Here is a 19,036-nt window from a genome sequence, read left to right as displayed (position 1 = left end):
CTCTAGCTTGGCATCGCCACCGGATAACCCGCAGGGTGGTCAGAGATCTTCATCTCTATCCCGTATATGTCCCTTAGCTTAGGTTCAGTAAACACCTGTTCAACATTGCCTTGTGCAATCAAATCACCTTGATGTAATGCAACGATATGATCGCAAAAGCGCGCCGCTAAGTTGATGTCGTGCAATACGATAATAACGCCCAAACCCAACTCTTTACTGAGTTTAGAGATGAGCTTCAACATATCGACTTGATGGCTAATATCTAACGCAGACAAAGGCTCATCAAGAAGCAAATACTCAGTTTTTTGCGCTAATAGCATGGCTAGCCACACTCGTTGGCGCTCCCCTCCAGATAGAGTATCAACTAAGCGATCTGCGTATTTTAGTGTTCCTGTCATCGCCATTGATTCTTCAACAATGTCATGATCTTTCTTGCTCAAACGACCAAGTAAACCATGCCATGGGTAACGACCAAAACCGACTAAATCTCGACCTAAAATACTGTCGGTCACCGGAAGATGCTGAGGCAAGTAGGCAATGTGTTGGGCGAATTTTTTCGCTGAGAGATCGTTAATGCTCGTTCCATGCAGAACCACGTCACCAGCGGTGTATGGCTGTTGCTGTGCCAGCAACTTTAACAATGTGGATTTTCCTGAACCATTGTGCCCAACAAGAGCGTATGTTTTCCCAGGTTCAAATGTCACATCAAACGCTTTTAGCAATGACTTGCCTTCAATCTCAAACTGGAGTGCTTTAGCTTCCAACATCCCTACTTCACCTAATAGCCATTCACAAATGAAAGCTAATCAATCGCTTTCATTCGTTCATCACGTTTGCCGTTCTTATTCAACAGAACGATTAATAAGGGAGGTTTTATATAACAACAAAGATACAAATGCAAACCGTTGTCATTATCATTACATCAACAAAATCATTGAGAGAATTACTAAGCGTTAATGATTATTTGTTGCGGATGACTTCATTAGTGGATTGTCGGCAGGTCAACGAGAGCAGCGGTCTACCACTGCCCTCGCATAAATTTGAATGAATACTGCGGCGCATGAAGAAATGAGAAATGCCGCAGTGAATAAATTAATGACGAGCGTCAGCGCCAAACTCTACTTCTTTATAGATATCGGCCAGCGACTTTTTACCTTGTTTGTCTTTGGCTGAACGCTTTTTCTTCGTTTGATAATGGTATTCTTGCTCCTGAAGTGCTTGTTCGTGCTCTTTTGCTGACTCAACAAACTCAGGATTTGCAAGTGCTTGTTGGCGTAAGCGGTTTACTCTTTCAAGGGTTTCCCACAACATACTTCACCTCCAAACTTATCACTGTATATAAAAACAGTATTGTTTAAATATTCCTCCTCGTCAACATTTCAACTTCGTTACTGCTCTTCACATTAACCCCAAGCCTGTATAGTGCTCCGGATATTTGTGGATGATTTGCTTTATATAACCTTGATGCTCTCGCAGAGCATTAACACATTCTCGAGATAACCATCCCTGATATACCCATTTTTCAAGTTCTAACAATGCGTATGGGATGGACCACGCTTGTCTGTACGGATGGTGCGTCGTCATAAAATCAAAGGCATTCGCGACAGCCGTAATTTGCGCGGCTATTGGTATATCGCCACTGGTTAAACCATACGGATAACCAGTACCATTTAAGTTTTCGTATTGATAAGTAACCATCTGCAAAAACAAAGTCACACTCGGGTGAACCGGATTTCCGATACGAGCCACTATGTCATCGGCCGAGTCGATGCAACGCTCAATATGTTGAATCAATATCGCCTCTTGTTCTTGAGTATAATTTGTTCGGCGACTAGCAATTTCAACTGGCAGCTGAATATCACTGAGCGCATGGAATTGAGCAAAAATACCAATATCTTCGACCATTTCATCATTCAGGTGATAACGATCCGCTAACTGCGTTGCGATGACTTGGCTGTAGTACTTCATTCGTTTGGTATGCGCGTAAAACTCAGGGGAGTAGCCTGGCATCATACATTGCATTCGGTTCGCCAACGTTTCTATCGCGCTAACGACGTGGTCTTCTGATTCAACCGCAAATTGAATCATTTCGAAATAAGGTTTAAGACTATTCAACGCTTCTAAGCTAAATGCATTGGGCTGAGTGGAATTTAAGAACACAAAGCCAGTAAATGCTTTATTGTCGTAACAAGGAATCGCAACCGACGACTGGTATCCGTGTTTGAGTAAGGTTTGAACCCGAGGACAGTGATTAATATCGTGAAGATCTTCGACGATGCGAGGAATCGCGTTTTTGGAGGCAATATTGAGGTGGTGGAGTTTACGGAATGCTGACTCATGGTGGGCTAAACACCAAGTGTCGAACTCACTTTCTGCAAATGATTTGAGCACATCTTGGTCTGGGTGATATTTAGCAAATGACACCCTATCAATACACGGCAAGTGCGCCTGCATCCTGCCCTTTAGCGTTTGCAGTTGCTCATTAAGCGGTTTTGCAAACGGGTAAAAACTCCGGTGCGCCATACTTCACCTCCACACCCAAGCAGAGAAACAAGAGAAGCTCATTGTGTTGTAAATTCAATGGTATTTTGAGCGGTTTTCTCCACTTAAATTATCGATATACCACAACTTAAGTGTACGAAATAAAAGCACATTTCTACCAATTTTTTCACCGAATATCTTACGGTAATTTGATCCAGATTAAAAAAGCCAACGAGCGAAACTCGTTGGCTTAACAATACTGATTGATTACGATGGATTCAGTAACTAGAGGTTATTCAGAGAACGTTCTAAACAACTAGCCCAGAGCAGGAAGCACACCCAGCGTAATTAACAGCTGAGCTAATACGATACCTGTGCCAGCGATACCCGTTATCACTAATGCGCCTTGGCCACCAGCTACTCGGTACTCTCCTGTAAAATCATCCGATTTACGAACCTTGATCACCATAACCAGAGGTAAAAAGATGGCTAAAATCGCTAATGCAATCGCTGCATAACCCAAAGCCATAATAAAGCCTTGAGGGTAAAAAAGTGCGAAGCCCAGCGGTGGGGTAAACGTCACGAGTGCCGCAACCAAGCGATTAGGCTTATCGTTGCTCCCTTTGATGGTATCACCCAAAAATTCGAATAGGCCCAAACTCACACCAAGAAATGACGTTAACAGTGCCAAATCAGCAAATACACCGACAATGTTGCCTAAGTTTGATTGGTGCACCGTCTGCGATAGTTGACCAATAAGCGCGCTCAACCCGCCGTTTTCAATAAGCGTACTTTGGCTAACCACACCCAATGTCACGATCTGCCAAAAGATGTAAATCACGAGCGGGATCGTCGAGCCAATAATAACGGCTTTGCGCAAAGAAGAAGTATCGCCATCTAAGTAATTCACAATTGCCGGAATGCTTCCGTGAAAACCAAACGAAGTAAAGATAACAGGAATCGCCGCTACAATAAGACCTTGCTCAATCGGCATACTCAATAAGTAAGATTCCGTAACGTTTGGAGCAAGAAAAGAAAGCACAGCAACCATCGCAACAAGTTTCATCGCGAACAACACTCGGTTAACTTTATCGACCGTACCTGTACCAACTGTCACAACTACAGTCACAATCAAGGTAAAGATTATCGTTGATGTAGGCCCTGAAATATCAAGGTCAAACCATTGTGCAAGGCGGTCTCCGAACTGAGCACCACCGCCAGCGATGTACGCTGCACACAATGAGTAGAACAGAAACAACATCGCAAAACTTGCCACCCACTTGCCTTTTTGGCCCAAGATCTGTTTCGCTAAAGTATGAAGAGTTGCACTACTTTCTGCATGCTGATGAAGCTCTAGCATGAGTAAGGCAGTGAAAGCCATCAGAGCCCATAAACTGAGCATGATGATGATTGAAGTTGAAAAACCAATGCCGGCAGAGGCAAGTGGAAGGGCTAGCATGCCAGCACCTATTGTAGTTCCCGCGATAATTAGAGTACTACCGAATACTTTAGAACGACTCATTGTATATTTATCTTTACACTTTATTAGGAAGTATCGGTATTAAATCGGGTAACGGCGTACCGAAACCAATACCATATTTGTAATGCTGTCGATATTGTAGGATCTTCAGCAGAAGATCAAGCAAAGTGTAAGGATAAAAAACCACAAGTGTAAATAAAAACTTACACACCACTAATATCCAACAATAGCTGAGTACATTCTTCCCTGCTCATGAACTTAGGGACAGGGTAATTCCAGTGCGCCTCTTTCAGAATTAAATCTACAAGCGCATCAGCATCTTCGCGCTGAATGAGTGCACTTGTCTGCTTAATATCAATGCTTGCAAACAAAGACTCCACATGCGTCAAAAAGTGTTGAGCACTCGCCTCACCTGACTGCCCTTCGGCCGTCAACGCATCGAGTTTTCTTAGTTGAGGCTCTATCTCTGATAATGAAAAGCGCAGCACAGGTAACAAGGCTAATCCGTTTGCCATGCCATGAGGTATTCCATATTTCGCACCGAATGTGTGAGCAAACGCATGAACATAACCCAAACTCGCTTTCGTAAATGCTAAACCTGCGTAGTAGGATGCCATGGCCATTTTATGTCGAGCTTCAACATCATCCCCTTGTGCTACGACCCGAGGAAGATGCTTAAAAATTAACTTAATGGCGGCAACAGAATAAGCCCTAGTTTCTTGAGTAGCATTTCTCGACACATACGCCTCAATAGCGTGAGTTAATGCATCAACGCCAGTATCAGCCGTGATCTTAGGAGGTAAACCAATCATTAAGTTCGCATCTAAAGCTGCCATTAGTGGCACCAACTTTGGATCCATCAAAGGGGTTTTAATGTGTGAGGAGGGATCTGATACGACCGCGGCGATGGTGACCTCACTTCCTGTTCCTGCGGTCGTTGGAATAGCAAACAGAGGCGCTGGCATTCGCCATACTTTCAATAGCCCAGCTAACTTTTTTATTGGCCGTTTATTGGTAACTTTCGCAGCAATGACCTTTGCGCAGTCCATTGCCGAGCCACCACCCAAAGCTAATATGCCCTCACAATGAAAACGATGGTAAGCCTCTAGACCGCTTTCTACCTGATCATAGGTAGGATCGGGCTGCACTTTCGAGAAAACATCTAACTGTAAATCGAGTTGTGCTGCCGCCTTGAGCACCTTATCGACAATACCGACTTGGACTAACCCTTCGTCGGTAACTAATAAGACGCGTTTAAATCCCAGTTCGGTCATCGATTCTAATAGCTCATTCACCGAACCGGGCCCGGAAAACAAGGTTGGTCTCGGCATAGGAAGGATAAGAGCCGCTATTTTTAGCCCTGCGGTGTAAGTCCGATATAAGCGATGCTTCAACATACGAAATCCTTTTCATTTAGAGCTATCATTCTAGCTACTTTTATCACCTATGCTTACTTTGCAATCACACATTTTTTAATTAAGTCATTTCATCAACACATAAATGCTGCTGAGGGAGCAATACCGTTATCTTGATCTCCCCACACCATGTGAGCTGTAGAGAAAATTATTTTTTATGACTTTCCATTAGCGTTACCTTAATAACTCACCCCCCTTCGGCTTTGCCGATCATAAAGTGGTTATTGAAGGTGCCTTATCATTCATACAAACTCAAAAATATGGATTCTGCTTAATCACATAACTGTACGGTATATCAGTAATCTAATCCGAACATCACTTATAAAAATACAAATAAGAATGCGTTACATCATGATTTATTGTCGTTTTCAAATAAGTCAATAAAAGCAACAATAATCTTTCAAAACTAATACTTAGTTCAAATAACTGACTCTTAATCATGAGCTTCAGGTGATATTGTTATGCAACTAGGATTATTATCCGCCCCATAATTAAAACTACGTCTAAACGCCCACCTTTTTGGGGTCTATTCGCTGTCGTACCCAATTTTCCTATCACCTTCTGATTTGGGTTTCGCGTGGGCTAATTAGCAATGTCGGTATAAACCATGAATCATTCTTGCCATTCCCATACGGACACGGGCTTTGAAGTCGATCTAAAACAAGCACTTATCTGGGTTGCTCGAGCACTCGATTATGTCGGTGTTGACGATACTCACCACAGCCATCGTGTCGCTTATATCGCTTACCAATGTGCTCGCGTCATGGGTTGGGAGCCAGAAAAAGCGGAGTTTTGTTACTTCGCGGGTATGATCCACGACTGTGGAGTCTCCGAAACACAAGAACATAAAATGTTACTTGGAGAGCTGGTGCCACAAGACGTGAAAACACACTGCTTAAGAGGGTACCGAAGCCTCAAGCAGTGTCGTTTGTTGCGCCAATTTGCGACACCAGTTCTTTACCACCATACACATTGGAGCGAACTAAAAGAGCTCGATTTACCGCCTTTTGAAAAAGAGGTGGCCGCCCTGCTCTACTTATCAGACCGCCTTGATTTTATGCGCTCAAAATACGTCATGAACTGCCACTGTGACATTGTCACGCTTCATGAGGAATTGATTGCTGAGTGCATCATGGCAAACGTTGGAACCTTGTTTAATCCAAGCATGGCCGAAGCAATGGTTAAACTCGTCATGACCGACGCGTTTTGGTTCGCGATGGAGTCGGAAAATATTGAAACCATAGGCCTAAATTTTAAAAGCATTGATTGGCTTCAAAAACAATTAACCATCCAAGATATGAACAGTTTGGGAATGTTTATCGCTCAAATTGTCGATGCAAAGAGCCCGTTCACTTATCAACATTCACAAAAAGTAGCGGAATTATCTCGTTATCTAGCAATTAAGCTTGGGCTAAACGAGCACGACCAAGAAATGTTATATATTGCGGGGCTGGTGCATGATATTGGAAAGTTAAAAACACCAGATGAAATCCTTCACAAAGAAGGCTCTCTAAACAAACAAGAGTACACACGCATTAAACGCCATACCATTGATACTCAGCTCGCATTGCATAAGGTCTTCCCTAACGCGAAAATAGCGGAGTGGGCTTCCAATCATCATGAACGTTTAGACGGCTCGGGCTATCCCTATCACAAAACAGGCGACGAGCTCGATGTTCCATCGCGTATCATTGCTGTCGCGGATGTCTTCCAAGCCCTGTCTCAAGATCGCCCCTATCGAGGACGAATGACTCAAACACAGATCGCCGACATTATGGGTGAGCAAATAGCCAAAGAGGAGCTCTGCTCTAACGTTTATGCGGTATTAGAACGAAACATGACAGAGTGTTACGAACTCTCAACCGACGTTTAATCAAAACAGGGGCGAACACACGCCCCCTTTTTAGGATGATAAGACTAGGCCGACAAATAGCTACCTAGCAATATCAAGTAAATTATCTCGCACACCATTGATTCTGAACCAACCAGCGATACTAAAACGCTCGGCATTGGTTGGTAACACCTCATGTGGGAACTGCTCTGATAAGAATACGAACAAACGCCCTGAGCATGGGGGAATGGTTGCAATTTTATTGTCATTCAAATCGTATACTACTAATTCACCCGCGTCTTCTTCCGTCCAGGATTCGTTCATATAAAAAACGGTCGTCAATCGACGGTTTTCGTTACCTTTGAAGCAATCTAAATGTTTTTGGTAGAAGTCCCCTTTCTCGTACTTGGCAAAATGAGCTTCGTACTCAAAAAGTCCAAGAAACAAGTGACGGTTCACTTCTTGGCGGATCTCTTCCATTTTATCCAAGTAAGAAGTAACAGCATGCCCCATATTTGGCGATAACCATTGAATCTTGTCACTACGAATAGATTCAATACGAGTAACATCATCGTTACGACCAATACGTGCTTTTTTCCAGTTGCTTGGAATGCAATCTCGCAGTTGAGCCACCTCTTGTTCAGAAAGAAAATCATCCCAGATGTAATAGCCATTGGTTGCTAACGCATCGATCATTTTATTCATTATTTTCGTTCACTCGTGTTAGTTGGGCGCTCTATATAAAAAATCTGCGACACAACAACAAATGCGATTTTTTATCGAGACGACAACGAAGCAAAACGAGAATTAAAATAGACGATACAAGATACAAAAATGCCGCTCATGTGAGCGGCAATGTCGTTTATTATTGACGAACGTCTAATCTCGTTGCTCGAATTCGCAACGGACGAAGACGCTTAATGCTAGGACGCTGTTTGTTTTTTAGCTGGATATGACAAAGTTCCAGAATCAAACCAAATGCCATCGCAAAGTACACATAACCTTTATTGATATGAATTGCGAAGCCTTCTGCCATCAATAAGCCACCCAATAAAACGAGGAACAGCAGTGCCAACGTTTTAAAGCCGGGATAGCGCGTCACCAGATTATTGATTTTTTCAGCAGTCATTACCATCACGATTGCAGACGAGACAATCGCCGCGACCATAAGCGGGACATCACTTGTCAAACCGACGGCGGTTATCACCGAGTCCATTGAGAATACCGCATCCACAGCAACAATCTGCAGCAGCACTACCGCTAATCCAGTACGAGCATGAGTCGAGTGGCCAGATTCATTGTGATTTAACCAGCTCCACAACTCTTTCAGGCTTTTTGCCAATAGGAATGCACCACCCGCGATCATGATCACGTCTCTTCCGGTAAACGCTTGGTTTACGACGGAAAACAGTGGTTGAGTCAACTGCATAATCCAAGAGATAGAAAAAACCAATGCAATACGAGCAATAACGGCAAGGCCGATGCCAAGGTTTCTTGCCAGTTTACGTTGATGCAGTGGCAATCTTTCACATAGGACGGAGATAAAAACGACGTTATCAACGCCTAAGACAACTTCAAGCGCAAACAAAGTGGCAAAAATCGCCCAAGCCTCTGGTTGCATGAAAAGTTCTAACATGAGTACGCCTCCAGTGATGGGAAGACATACGGTGAAGGGTTCTGTCGACTAAAGGGGTCGTCCATTAATTATTTATACCTCTGTTACTTAAGGATCTTGAGTAAATCACCAAACAATCAACAACACAATGGCTATTTTTAATAGGTAATGACGGCTTTCATTCGTACACAAACTATTCAGCCCTCGCACTAGAAAGATAAATAAAATAGAAATTCTAAAATTGAAGAAAGAAAAACGCCAAAGACCTAACAAATCCAAGAGAGTTCTTTACTCTTACAAAGCTCAAATTATTTTTACGCAACACGTTAAATACATTGAGCTCAAAGCGAAAGATGCTCATTTACGAGATAAACAATAGTAAAAATTTGTTTCATCCTGATATACTGCCAAAAATCATAAGAAACCATGATATTTATGGACTACATTGCTCTTTCACGCATTAGCCTAAAACATCTCACTGTATTGCATATGTTGTTAACCACTCACAGTGTTACGCTTGCCGCAGAGCGCCTGTGTGTAACACCTTCGAGCGTCAGTAAAACACTTGGGCAATTACGTGAAACGCTGAAAGATGACCTTTTCTATCGCGATGGTACTCGCTTGGTACCAACGGCATTTGCGCTGCACATTGGCCCCTCGATCCATGGCATACTCTCTAGCATGAATGGATTATTACATCAGGGCTCATTTAATCCAGCTTACTATCAGGGCAGTTTCTCATTAGCTATGCGCGAAAGTTCGTTTGAGCTTTTTGCGCCAGTTCTACAGCATTTATCTCAGCAACTCGGCAATCATGCACATTTGAATGTGCATGCAAAAGAGGAAATGAGTTTCGATGCGTTGGTAAGAGGCCAAGTGGACTTTTTGCTGCTTCCACACGATCTTAGTCAGCCGCCCACGCAAAACAAAGACTTGGTATGGCAAACCATTCTGAAAGACGAAATGGTTTGTTTAATGGGATCATCAAATCCACTCTCTAAACAGCCTTTGTCTGTTGAAAGCTACCTCTGTGCAAGACACATTGGGATTCATGATAAAGATCTCTCACAACCTTATTTCGAGCAGAACCTCACACAAAGGCACTCGAAGCGAAATATGGCTATGCGTGTAGCGGATTTTGGTTCAGCTGCAGTGATGTGTCAGCACTCAGATTACTTGTTCACCTGTTCCAAACTTTGGGCAAGGGCGGCCATGCAAGCAAAAGGCTTGGTTGAACAATCCCTTCCATTCGATTATGGACAGGTAGCCTACAGCCTCGTTTGGAACAAAGCGAGCTTGAACGATCCGGCTTTAAAATGGCTACAAAAACAATTGCTCGATGCCTGTGCCATGCTAGACGCGTGCGATGCGTGAGTAAGATAACGAATCAAAACTGCATTACGTGAGTACAGTCGGCACTGCGATGGGGTTACTCACGTAACGTAAAAGTTCTGATTTTAAGCGTTCGATATCATGGCGAGAGCACGCATCCCAGGTTAGCGCCTCCCCCATGACTCCGTGATGTTGAAATGCATTTAAACGGATAAGCACCGATTTAGGTAAAGTACTCAAATAGCGCCCAATCGCTACGATTTCTATATCTAAATCACTTTTCCCTGGAATATGCAGTAACCGAACTTCATACAATTTTTCATGCTTTGCAAGGTACTGAAGCGTTTTGAATACACGATGATTATCACGCCCAGTTAGCCACTGGTGCGTCTCTGTCTGCCACGATTTCAAATCGATCATCGCACCGTCCAGAAAAGGAAGCACACGCTGCCAACCTGTCACTGATAAAGAGCCATTGCTGTCGATGAAACAAGAAAGGTGCTGTAACTCAGGATCTTGCTTCATCCCTTTAAACAGCTCAATAATGAAAGGAAGTTGTAAGGTAGATTCCCCACCGGATACTGTAACACCACTGATGAAAAAGCGATGCTTGCGTATCAAATCGAGCATTGTTACCACAGAGTAGTCAGCAATTTTTGGATTAGATTGGTTCTGACATATCTCTATACAATGATCGCAGTGGGTGCACTCCTCTTTAAGCCAAACAACGTTGTTGTTTTCGTCGAACTTCAGTGCGTCTGCCGGGCACTCACTCACACAATCACCACAGTGATTACAATGGTTTATTGTATGAGGGTTATGACAGTTCAAACACTGATAGTTACAACCCTGTAGAAAGATGACTAGACGATTTCCTGGCCCATCAACACAAGAGAAAGGAAGGATACGAGTGACTTTTGCCAAAAGGCTTCCACTTCGTCTAGACATCTTGTTCTTTCCTAAACCGACCTTTACGCCTGCGTGTAGGTCGGTGTCATTTCATGACTCACCACACGTGGTGAGCGGTCTAAAATCCCAGTATTTTTTGCCGCCTCTACTCCCAGAAACGTCGTATTGGTTCTCGAACCTTCTGCATCATATTTTGCGATATCAGAAAGTTTGACCATGTATCCCGTAACGCGAATCAAATCATTTGAGGCCACATTCGCGGTAAACTCACGATAACCAGCATTTAATGCCCCTTTGCACAAATTGAACATCGCTTCTGGGTTTGATTTCACCGTTTCATCAATCGTCAAAATATCGCTGATACCTGCACGATAATACTGGTGATGCTCAGCTGTTGCTTGTACATAAGTGACAGGGTCTGGCTCCGTGCCATAAGGAAGACGCACACCTGGCGTAACGCCAAGATCTAAGCTAATACCACCTTGAGCATGTAAGAGCGCTTTGCCATCCAAACCATATTTCACTGGGGTTGACTCCACTAGTTTCGCCAGTGTGGCTGAAACATCATGAGCAAAGGCATTCGCACGTTCATCTTTTCCGTACTGCCCCGTTTGGCCTTCTTTTTCGAACAGAAGATTCACCGCTTCTGCCATACCATAAATGCCATACATTGGTGCGAAACGGGACTCTTCAATCAACCCTTCTTGCGTCAAAAATCCTTGAAAGAAATTGGACTTTTCATGCAAGTGCGTACTTCTAGCGTCCATCAACTCAACCATTAATTGATGGTATAGAGGTAAAACACTGTTTAAGAAGTCGTTACAATCCGATGCTCGTTCTGCGACTCCTTTTAGGTTCATTCGCACCAGCGTGTTTGAACCACCAGCCAGTGGCAGTGAATTGTAGCAACTTACAATACCAAAACGTGAACCGCTGTAGGCTTTCGAGTGCACAGGGTAATTGGCAATATGAGGCTTACTACACTCGCAAATATTCTGCGTCGCTTGACGAAGTAAATCATCAGGCGTGACCGACTCGTCGTACATGAACGTAAGATTTGGCGCAATCTGCTTGAGCTCGGCGTCCACTTTTAAAATAGTGCGACAAATAATGTTGTCTGTCGGTCCGACATTCACGTGCATAAACGCATCTGGCAATGTGCGATCCAACATGATCCAAAAATGTTTTAACTTTTTGTAAATTTGATTCTCTGTTAGGTCGCCTATGTAAGGCAGCAAGACATCATCCAACTGACCTAAATACACCGGAATATTCGTTACCGATGGAACATGATGGTAAATGATGGTGAGCATATTCAGCGCATCATCGAAATCGGCAGCTGGAAGCAACTCTAGATACTCAGAGCCTTGCGATAGGAACTTAGCGTAATCAGGCAGCACATAGCGTGGTTTGAAAGGTGCATGGCCTTCAAACATATCACAGATGATTCCTTCATCCATTGCTTGTCTTAGCGATGGGGAAATCGACATGTAAGGAATACATGCTTCCGCCTCCAAGGCCAAAAAGTTCGACTTTTGTTTTGGAGAAAGACGAACATCAGTCGCAATGTCTAGAAAACGTTGTTGTAGTTCAGAAAGGCTTTTCATCTGAGATGTCCCTGAAAAAGTAACCACAAACCCACAAGATAAAACATGGATTCTACCCCTAAAGAGTAACGTGATTTTACTCCGGCTTACCTGTTGCCACTAATGAAAATAAACAAAACGTCTATTTCCATAATGGAAATAAGCTAACGCTAAATTAGGTTATTGCAACTTACGCTATTGAAATAACCCAACCATGCACCGAACACGCGCTTTCTCATCGGTTTGCCGTCGACAACATGACGCCCGCGCTAATAAATACTCCGCCAGTCAGGCGATTGAACAACTTGGCTCTTCCAGCGACAAACAGCCAGTCTGAAGCTTTTACACCTAATAATGCATAAAATGTTAGCCAACTTAGCTCAAACACCACAAATGTAGATGCAAAAATCGCGTATTGAGCCAACAAAGGCGCAGAGGGATCAATGAACTGAGGAAACAAAGCGGTAAAAAAGACAATCGCTTTCGGGTTACTAGCGCCAACAATAAAACCACTGGTGAACGCACTGAGCGCATTCGAGGAGCTTTGGACGGCTGCCGTTTTGTCAAAATCCGTTTGAGAAGAGCGCAGCGCTTGAATGCCTAACCAGATTAAATAAGCGGCACCACACCATTTGATGATATTGAAGACCAGCTCAGATGAGGCAATCACAACCCCTAACCCGGTAAAAGAAAGCGTTAGTATAATAGTGATCGCTGATAAACTGCCTAGCGCAGTCATGAGGGCAATACGAAACCCACTGCTCACACCTTTACTTAAACACAGCAACGAGCTTGGCCCAGGCGATGCAGTAAGCACCAAAACGGCCAGAGTGTAAAAAATCCATGTATCAATTTGCATTGGCATCCCTTCCCGCAAAAAGTAGAGGGTTGTATCTCAATCTTTATTGAGATATTCCTAGCTCAGTTTCCATCCATGAAACTCGATTCTTTAATAACCACCTAATCCCTACATAATTTAGAAACCATTAATAGATAGTTATGCAATCAAAATACGCTCTGCATGCAAGGTTGTAAAGCATGTTTATTTTTCTTAATCATAAAAAGGCTTGGGATCGATTTCTAACGATGACGGAGCGACTGCTCTTTCTATTTTGTGTAGACTATTTTTCAAATCGACCATCGCCACATCGATATAACGCTGATATTTGCGTGAGTAAAAACACTTCACTTCTGGCTTTAAAGCTTGAGAGTCATTTGAGGACCAAACAATACCAACACGCCCATCACTCAACTCAACAATAGAGCCCACTGGGTACATCCCAACGCAATTAATGAACTTGTAGACTAGGTCTGCATCTAAATGAAATGGCGTTAAACTCAACAAGATTTTAAACGCCTCTGCTGAGCTCATGCCTTTTTTGTAGCAGCGATCGGCCGTCAATGCATCGTAAATATCAACAATACAACTCATGCGGCCGTGAATCGGAATCTCATCGCCTTTCAAGCCTCTAGGGTAACCATTGCCATCTAACTTCTCATGATGCATCAAACAAACATCGCGACTCACATCACTAAGGCCCTTTACATGGAGAATAATCTCACCAGCGAACACTTGATGTAGCTTCATGTGTTCAAACTCTTCAGGTGTTAGCTTTGCTGGTTTATGCAAAATCTTGTCATCAACTTTAATTTTACCTACATCATGAATGATGCCACCAATAGCGAGCTGCTTAAGTGTCTGCTTATCTAACCCCAAGTACTTACCAAATGATACTAAAAGGCAAGCCACATTGACGGAGTGTTCCAGCAAGTAGGAGTCTTTTTTTCGGAGTGCAGAAACACATTGCAACGCATCTGAGTCGATAAAAACGCTTTCAATGACATCATCGGCCCAAGCTTCTACCTCATCAACTTCAATGATTTTGCCTTCAAAAGTTTGATTCAATAGTTTCTGCGCCAGATCTTTTGCTTCCGCAATTAGCTTTTTGGCTCGTTTATGTTGAACATCTCTCGAGCGATAAGCGCGTTGAACCTTCGAAAAGTCAGAGGACTTGGGCTCTCGCTCCTCTTCTACGGCAACAATGGATTCATCCACAGGCTTAAAGACACATTTCTGAGAAGATAATGTTTGATCTACCCAAACATACTTCACGCCGCTCGCGGTAAGCTTCTTAATGCCCTCTGGGCTAGATATCCGCCCTGCATTGGCTAAATTTACGCGCTTGTTGTGCTCTATCGCGGTAACAAACATACCAACGCCGACATCAGCGAGCGCAATTTTGATTGAATTTTTTGGATCGTACTGCATAAAAAGAAAGCTTACTCGATATTAACGGCAGTATTATAAGAGATTTGATTAATTGGCGTGATAATAAATTAGAATTGATTACTATTAATGAGCATCCTGTCAATTAATAACCCATCGCGATCACTAAGCCCTTTTTGTTAATATGGTCTTTAGCCTAGCAAATATACAGATATGACACTCAAGAACAGAACCTCTAACCGACACGTCTTAAAATAACTTGAGGATAATTATTCATAAATATTTATAGATTGCGGACAGCATCAATAACTGTATTTTATAAATGATTTTTACTGTTGACTATTTTTTATAAATGTCGATGATTAGCCGCCTAATCTTAGTATGTTATTAACCTAGTAGCGCATAAAATGATAGCCAAACAATTTGAACTGATACTTTTGTGATTGTAATGTACGCCAACAGATCAACTCTATGTTATCAAACCCCCACACTCATCTCTGATGCTAACACGCTCGAGGAGGAAATATCTTGACCACCATATTTGACCAACAAGCCTCAGATAGTGACCGAGAGTTCCTGAAAATCGTTGAAGAACGATTCATTCATATCTTCGACGTATTTAACGAAGGCCTCTTCTACATGGATGAGTTTGGTACCATGGTATTTTACAACAAAGGCTTCTATGAACAGCTCGGTATTAACGCTGGCCGAATCAGTTTAGAGCAGTGGCTAGAACTTGTTCATCCTCTTGATCGAGAAAGGCTGTCCACAAGGGTCGATGCGCACATCACGACCAACAATACGAGGGTTACAACCACTTACCGAGTTCGTAAACCCAATGGACAATACGTCTGGATAGAAGGCGTAGCCATGACCAAAGAAACAGAACATGGCCATTACATGGTTGGCAGCCATCGCGATATTTCTGAGCGTAAGCTGATGGAAAGTTACATCCATCAAGTTGCATTTCATGACAACGCGTCAGGCATGGCTAACCGCGCCCATCTCTTGCTGGATATCGAAGACAGTGTACGTACCACCGATTCTTGCGCGTCTATTTGTTATATTCAGATCGAAGACATCAAATCTTACTTGAATCAATATGGAAGCGAACTGGTCGATGGGTTAGTAGAGAAGTTGCTACAAACTCTCAGTCACTTGCCCTCTCCAAACAGCTCGGTGTATCGCGTGCATGATGATGACTTTGCGATTTTGATTCACGATGAGTGCTCAATAGAAGCGCTACAGAGTTACGCCGAAAGTTTAAAACAAACCTACCATGAAGCGGTGATTGAAGAAGGCCAATACCTAGGTAGCAACATTAGCATTGGTTTGTATCCTTGTATTGATCCTAGTCACTCCGCAGAGGAAATTTTACGTAAAGCGGCAAGAACTTGTCAGTACGCGAGCGAACAAAATAGAGACCGCGTCGCGGTCTACAGTGAGAAGACGCAGCATGCCGTTGATCGCTACTTCTTTATTGAGCAAGGTCTTAAAAGTGCGCTAGAAAAACAGACATTAAGTGTTAAGTTCCAGCCAATTATTGACGCCAAAAGCTCAAAAGTGGTGAGCTTCGAATCACTAGTGCGCTGGCGTAGCAAAGAGTTTGGCGAAATTTATCCTGACGAATTCATCCCCGTCGCAGAGAACAAAGGATTGATCGTCGAACTAGGATATCAAGTATTTGCCAAAGCGTGTGAATTCATCAAAAACTACCGTGAACGTTACCAAAACCAAGTTCGTGTTAACGTGAACGTTTCTGTACTTCAGTTGATGAACAGCGAATTCCCTACGCGAATTAAAGCCATGGCGGATGAAGCAGGCGTTGACCCCGAGTCTATTGTTTTGGAACTGACAGAAACGTTTATTTTAGATAATAACCAGACGGCTATTGCCCCCCTAAGCACGCTCAGGGAGTTAGGTTTTGCACTCTCGCTCGATGACTTTGGCTCTGGTTACAGTTCATTAAATAGCTTCTTCGACTTGCCGATGACACAAATCAAAATTGATAAGTCGATGGCATGGAAGACACTGACCAATCGCTCTTCTCAAGAGTATTTGAAGTTTCTTATCACTATGTGTCAGGAAAACAATATTGAAGTGGTGATAGAAGGCATCGAAGACGCAAAAATGTGTGACTTCTTTTCCGAGATGGGCGTCGATTATTTGCAAGGTTATTGGTTCTCTAAACCACTCTCTGTTGCCAGTGCCAGTCGCTATTCATTGAGCTAAACCGTTCTTCGGCGAAATAATCCCAGAATTAATGCTATTCCGCACGGCCACGTTAAGCATGCTGAACTACTCACAGTAAATTTCAGACACTAACTGGCCGTGACGAAAACAACCTTAGAGAGCCTTGATTAACGTAGGCGCTCAAAAACAACACTCTGATCTAAGTGTTCGTGATATTGAGTGTAATCTAAGCCCATATCAAAGATATATTGAGTCACCAAGTTTCTAACGCACTCAATCAATTGGCTCGCTTGCCATGGCTTCTCAAAATAGCGATCAATACCTGCGGAGTTAATCGCATTAATGGTATCCGTGTGCGTCGCCTGCCCCGTCAGAAGCACTTTACGTGTGCGAACAAAACGACTGTCTTGTGATACCTCTGTCAGTAGTTCCACTCCTGTTTTACCTGGCATGACATGATCGGAAATTATTAATGCGATCATCTCGCCTTCTGCATCAAGCTCATCCATCAGTTCTAGAACCTCACCTGCGGATTCGCAGTCTTCGATATTCAACCACTGATGTAACGGCTCTAAATCTTGTAGAACCGCGCTTAATACCTCTCGTTGGTCATCAACGCAAATTACATTAAGCTTCTCCATGTTCACCCTCTACTGGTAACTTGATTCTAAAAATTGTTTTTTCACTGTCGCTCTTTACCACAATAGAGCCGTTATATCCGGCGATAATGCGTTTCACAATCGACAGCCCTAATCCTAAACCAAACGACAACCCACCCTTTTTAGTGGTGAAGTTTGGCCGGAAAATTTTTCTGCGTGTCGCTTCATCGATTTCTGGTCCGTTGTTAGCAATCGTGACCAAAATTTTCCCCTTACTCTCTCGAGTATGTATTTCGATCCCCGGCTCTTCGGTTTGACCAAGTGCATCACACGCATTCTTTAAAATATTGACCCAAACTTGGACGAGTTCGGTTTGAGAGCCGACAAAGTCCGGCAACTCCGCTGGGCTAAAACGTACGCTCACGCGTCTTAAGTCACTTTGCAATAGGGCCAGCGCTCGATTGATTGAGTCATTAATATTAAACGCTTCATCCAAATCGATATCCGTACGCCCCAATTGTTTCACTGAACGTACAATGCCAACAGTATGTTTAGAGGCAATACGCAAATCATGAAGGTCTCGCCCCATTTGCCAGAAACGTATCGCTTCTTCGGGTCTTTTTAACCAATGCTCCGACAGGAAATTATTTGGAACGGCACGTGCGAGATCACGCGCGAGATCCTTGGGTAAGCCGTAATATTTTTCGAAATGACGCCCCCGCTTTCTCGCTTCGCTGGAAGAGACTTTCTGTCCTTGCATCAAACCAAAATCAAAAAACTGACTAGCTTCCGGATGAACTTCTTCAAGCAATTCCATGATGACCGACTCGAGTCGCTCTGATTTACTGCTTACCACACCAATAGCATTGTTCAACTCATGAGCAATACCCGCAGCAAGCTGTCCTAACGTTGTCATTTGCTCTGCGGTATGCAGCTTTTGTAACGCTTTTTCTTTAGCCAAGGCCTCTTGCATTGCACGCCGTTGACGCCGAGATAACTCGTTCACCATCACAGGCATAAATTGTGTCGTCAATGGTCCGTATGTCACCTCTTCCACCGCGGGCGTATCACGCTGTATCCAAGCCAGTTCAACGTCGGTTTGAGCAATAACTGTCGAAGAGGCCGTCCATGTACCAGAAAAGAAACTATGTACGCCAATAAACGCACCTTGAGACGCAGAAAATACCTGAATTGGCTTCTTGTCGTCTTCCGCATAATAGCCAGCCAACTCTCCTGAAAGCACGTAGTACAACCGATCGTTGTAGCCAGCTTGCTCGATCAGCACCGATCCGGATAAAACCGTTAATCGGCGTTCAAGATGGTTAAAATAGCGTTGTACTAACGCATCTAGTTTCGTTTCGTACATGG

Annotated in this window: 16 protein-coding genes; 3 read left to right on the top strand and 13 right to left on the bottom strand. The window is 43.3% G+C overall.

Translation table 11 applies throughout. The annotated features are described in order from the left end of the window. Positions 1–2 precede the first annotated feature (2 nt). The 5 genes from ACHFJ9_RS15005 to ACHFJ9_RS14985 form a co-directional block, all read right to left on the bottom strand. The gene (locus ACHFJ9_RS15005; protein ID WP_005394180.1) at positions 3–767 is read right to left on the bottom strand and encodes an ABC transporter ATP-binding protein; all 765 of its coding nucleotides are present in this window, start codon (positions 765–767) and stop codon (positions 3–5) included. Between the two features lie 325 nt (positions 768–1,092). Next, entirely contained in the window at positions 1,093–1,311 is a 219-nt protein-coding gene (locus ACHFJ9_RS15000; protein ID WP_005377723.1) for a hypothetical protein, read from the bottom strand. 87 nt (positions 1,312–1,398) lie between these two features. Beyond that, on the bottom strand, positions 1,399–2,523 hold the full coding sequence (locus ACHFJ9_RS14995; RefSeq protein ID WP_104971656.1) for an HD-GYP domain-containing protein: 1,125 nt from the start codon (positions 2,521–2,523) through the stop codon (positions 1,399–1,401). Positions 2,524–2,797: 274 nt separating this feature from the next. Beyond that, a complete protein-coding gene (locus ACHFJ9_RS14990; RefSeq protein WP_109168378.1) occupies positions 2,798–4,003 on the bottom strand; it encodes an aromatic amino acid transport family protein in 1,206 nt (401 codons plus the stop codon). A gap of 161 nt (positions 4,004–4,164) precedes the next feature. After that, positions 4,165–5,358 carry an iron-containing alcohol dehydrogenase gene (locus ACHFJ9_RS14985; RefSeq protein ID WP_395357325.1) on the bottom strand — a complete coding sequence of 398 codons (1,194 nt, stop codon included), beginning with the start codon at positions 5,356–5,358 and terminating at the stop codon, positions 4,165–4,167. Between the two features lie 625 nt (positions 5,359–5,983). On the opposite strand from ACHFJ9_RS14985, the gene ACHFJ9_RS14980 reads away from it, so the two are divergent. Beyond that, positions 5,984–7,249 (top strand): HD domain-containing phosphohydrolase, encoded by a 1,266-nt coding sequence (locus ACHFJ9_RS14980; protein WP_053807368.1) that lies wholly within the window; start codon positions 5,984–5,986, stop codon positions 7,247–7,249. 60 nt (positions 7,250–7,309) lie between these two features. Here ACHFJ9_RS14980 and ACHFJ9_RS14975 read toward each other — a convergent pair whose 3' ends face one another. Together ACHFJ9_RS14975 and ACHFJ9_RS14970 are read right to left on the bottom strand one after the other, a co-directional pair. Then, positions 7,310–7,912 (bottom strand): 2OG-Fe(II) oxygenase, encoded by a 603-nt coding sequence (locus ACHFJ9_RS14975; protein ID WP_395357323.1) that lies wholly within the window; start codon positions 7,910–7,912, stop codon positions 7,310–7,312. A 160-nt stretch (positions 7,913–8,072) separates the two neighbouring features. Continuing rightward, complete coding sequence (locus ACHFJ9_RS14970; RefSeq protein ID WP_170902060.1) at positions 8,073–8,843, bottom strand: TerC family protein; 771 nt, start codon at positions 8,841–8,843, stop codon at positions 8,073–8,075. A gap of 414 nt (positions 8,844–9,257) precedes the next feature. Here ACHFJ9_RS14970 and ACHFJ9_RS14965 point away from each other — a divergent pair, with 414 nt between their 5' ends. Beyond that, the gene (locus ACHFJ9_RS14965) at positions 9,258–10,196 is read left to right on the top strand and encodes a LysR family transcriptional regulator (RefSeq protein ID WP_048626349.1); all 939 of its coding nucleotides are present in this window, start codon (positions 9,258–9,260) and stop codon (positions 10,194–10,196) included. 24 nt (positions 10,197–10,220) lie between these two features. Here ACHFJ9_RS14965 and ACHFJ9_RS14960 read toward each other — a convergent pair whose 3' ends face one another. From ACHFJ9_RS14960 to ACHFJ9_RS14945, 4 genes are all read right to left on the bottom strand, one after another. After that, positions 10,221–11,102 carry a YjjW family glycine radical enzyme activase gene (locus ACHFJ9_RS14960; RefSeq protein WP_395357320.1) on the bottom strand — a complete coding sequence of 294 codons (882 nt, stop codon included), beginning with the start codon at positions 11,100–11,102 and terminating at the stop codon, positions 10,221–10,223. A 23-nt stretch (positions 11,103–11,125) separates the two neighbouring features. Beyond that, the gene (locus ACHFJ9_RS14955) at positions 11,126–12,670 is read right to left on the bottom strand and encodes a YjjI family glycine radical enzyme (protein ID WP_203346376.1); all 1,545 of its coding nucleotides are present in this window, start codon (positions 12,668–12,670) and stop codon (positions 11,126–11,128) included. Positions 12,671–12,884: 214 nt separating this feature from the next. Next, positions 12,885–13,508, bottom strand: a complete 624-nt coding sequence (locus ACHFJ9_RS14950; RefSeq protein ID WP_053807364.1) for a LysE family translocator — start codon at positions 13,506–13,508, stop codon at positions 12,885–12,887. Positions 13,509–13,700: 192 nt separating this feature from the next. Then, the gene (locus tag ACHFJ9_RS14945; RefSeq protein WP_005394162.1) at positions 13,701–14,918 is read right to left on the bottom strand and encodes an HD-GYP domain-containing protein; all 1,218 of its coding nucleotides are present in this window, start codon (positions 14,916–14,918) and stop codon (positions 13,701–13,703) included. 486 nt (positions 14,919–15,404) lie between these two features. Here ACHFJ9_RS14945 and ACHFJ9_RS14940 point away from each other — a divergent pair, with 486 nt between their 5' ends. Further along, on the top strand, positions 15,405–17,108 hold the full coding sequence (locus ACHFJ9_RS14940; RefSeq protein ID WP_006741581.1) for a putative bifunctional diguanylate cyclase/phosphodiesterase: 1,704 nt from the start codon (positions 15,405–15,407) through the stop codon (positions 17,106–17,108). A 128-nt stretch (positions 17,109–17,236) separates the two neighbouring features. Here ACHFJ9_RS14940 and ACHFJ9_RS14935 read toward each other — a convergent pair whose 3' ends face one another. Together ACHFJ9_RS14935 and ACHFJ9_RS14930 are read right to left on the bottom strand one after the other, a co-directional pair. After that, on the bottom strand, positions 17,237–17,710 hold the full coding sequence (locus ACHFJ9_RS14935) for a response regulator (protein ID WP_047008729.1): 474 nt from the start codon (positions 17,708–17,710) through the stop codon (positions 17,237–17,239). Then, positions 17,697–19,034, bottom strand: a complete 1,338-nt coding sequence (locus ACHFJ9_RS14930) for a sensor histidine kinase (protein ID WP_395357317.1) — start codon at positions 19,032–19,034, stop codon at positions 17,697–17,699. Before ACHFJ9_RS14930 ends, ACHFJ9_RS14935 begins: the two co-directional genes overlap by 14 nt. Positions 19,035–19,036: the final 2 nt, after the last annotated feature.

This window comes from Vibrio sp. D3, from assembly GCF_043995865.1.
GTDB classification, from domain to species: domain Bacteria; phylum Pseudomonadota; class Gammaproteobacteria; order Enterobacterales; family Vibrionaceae; genus Vibrio; species Vibrio diabolicus.
This window is presented reverse-complemented; position numbering and strand designations above follow the sequence as displayed.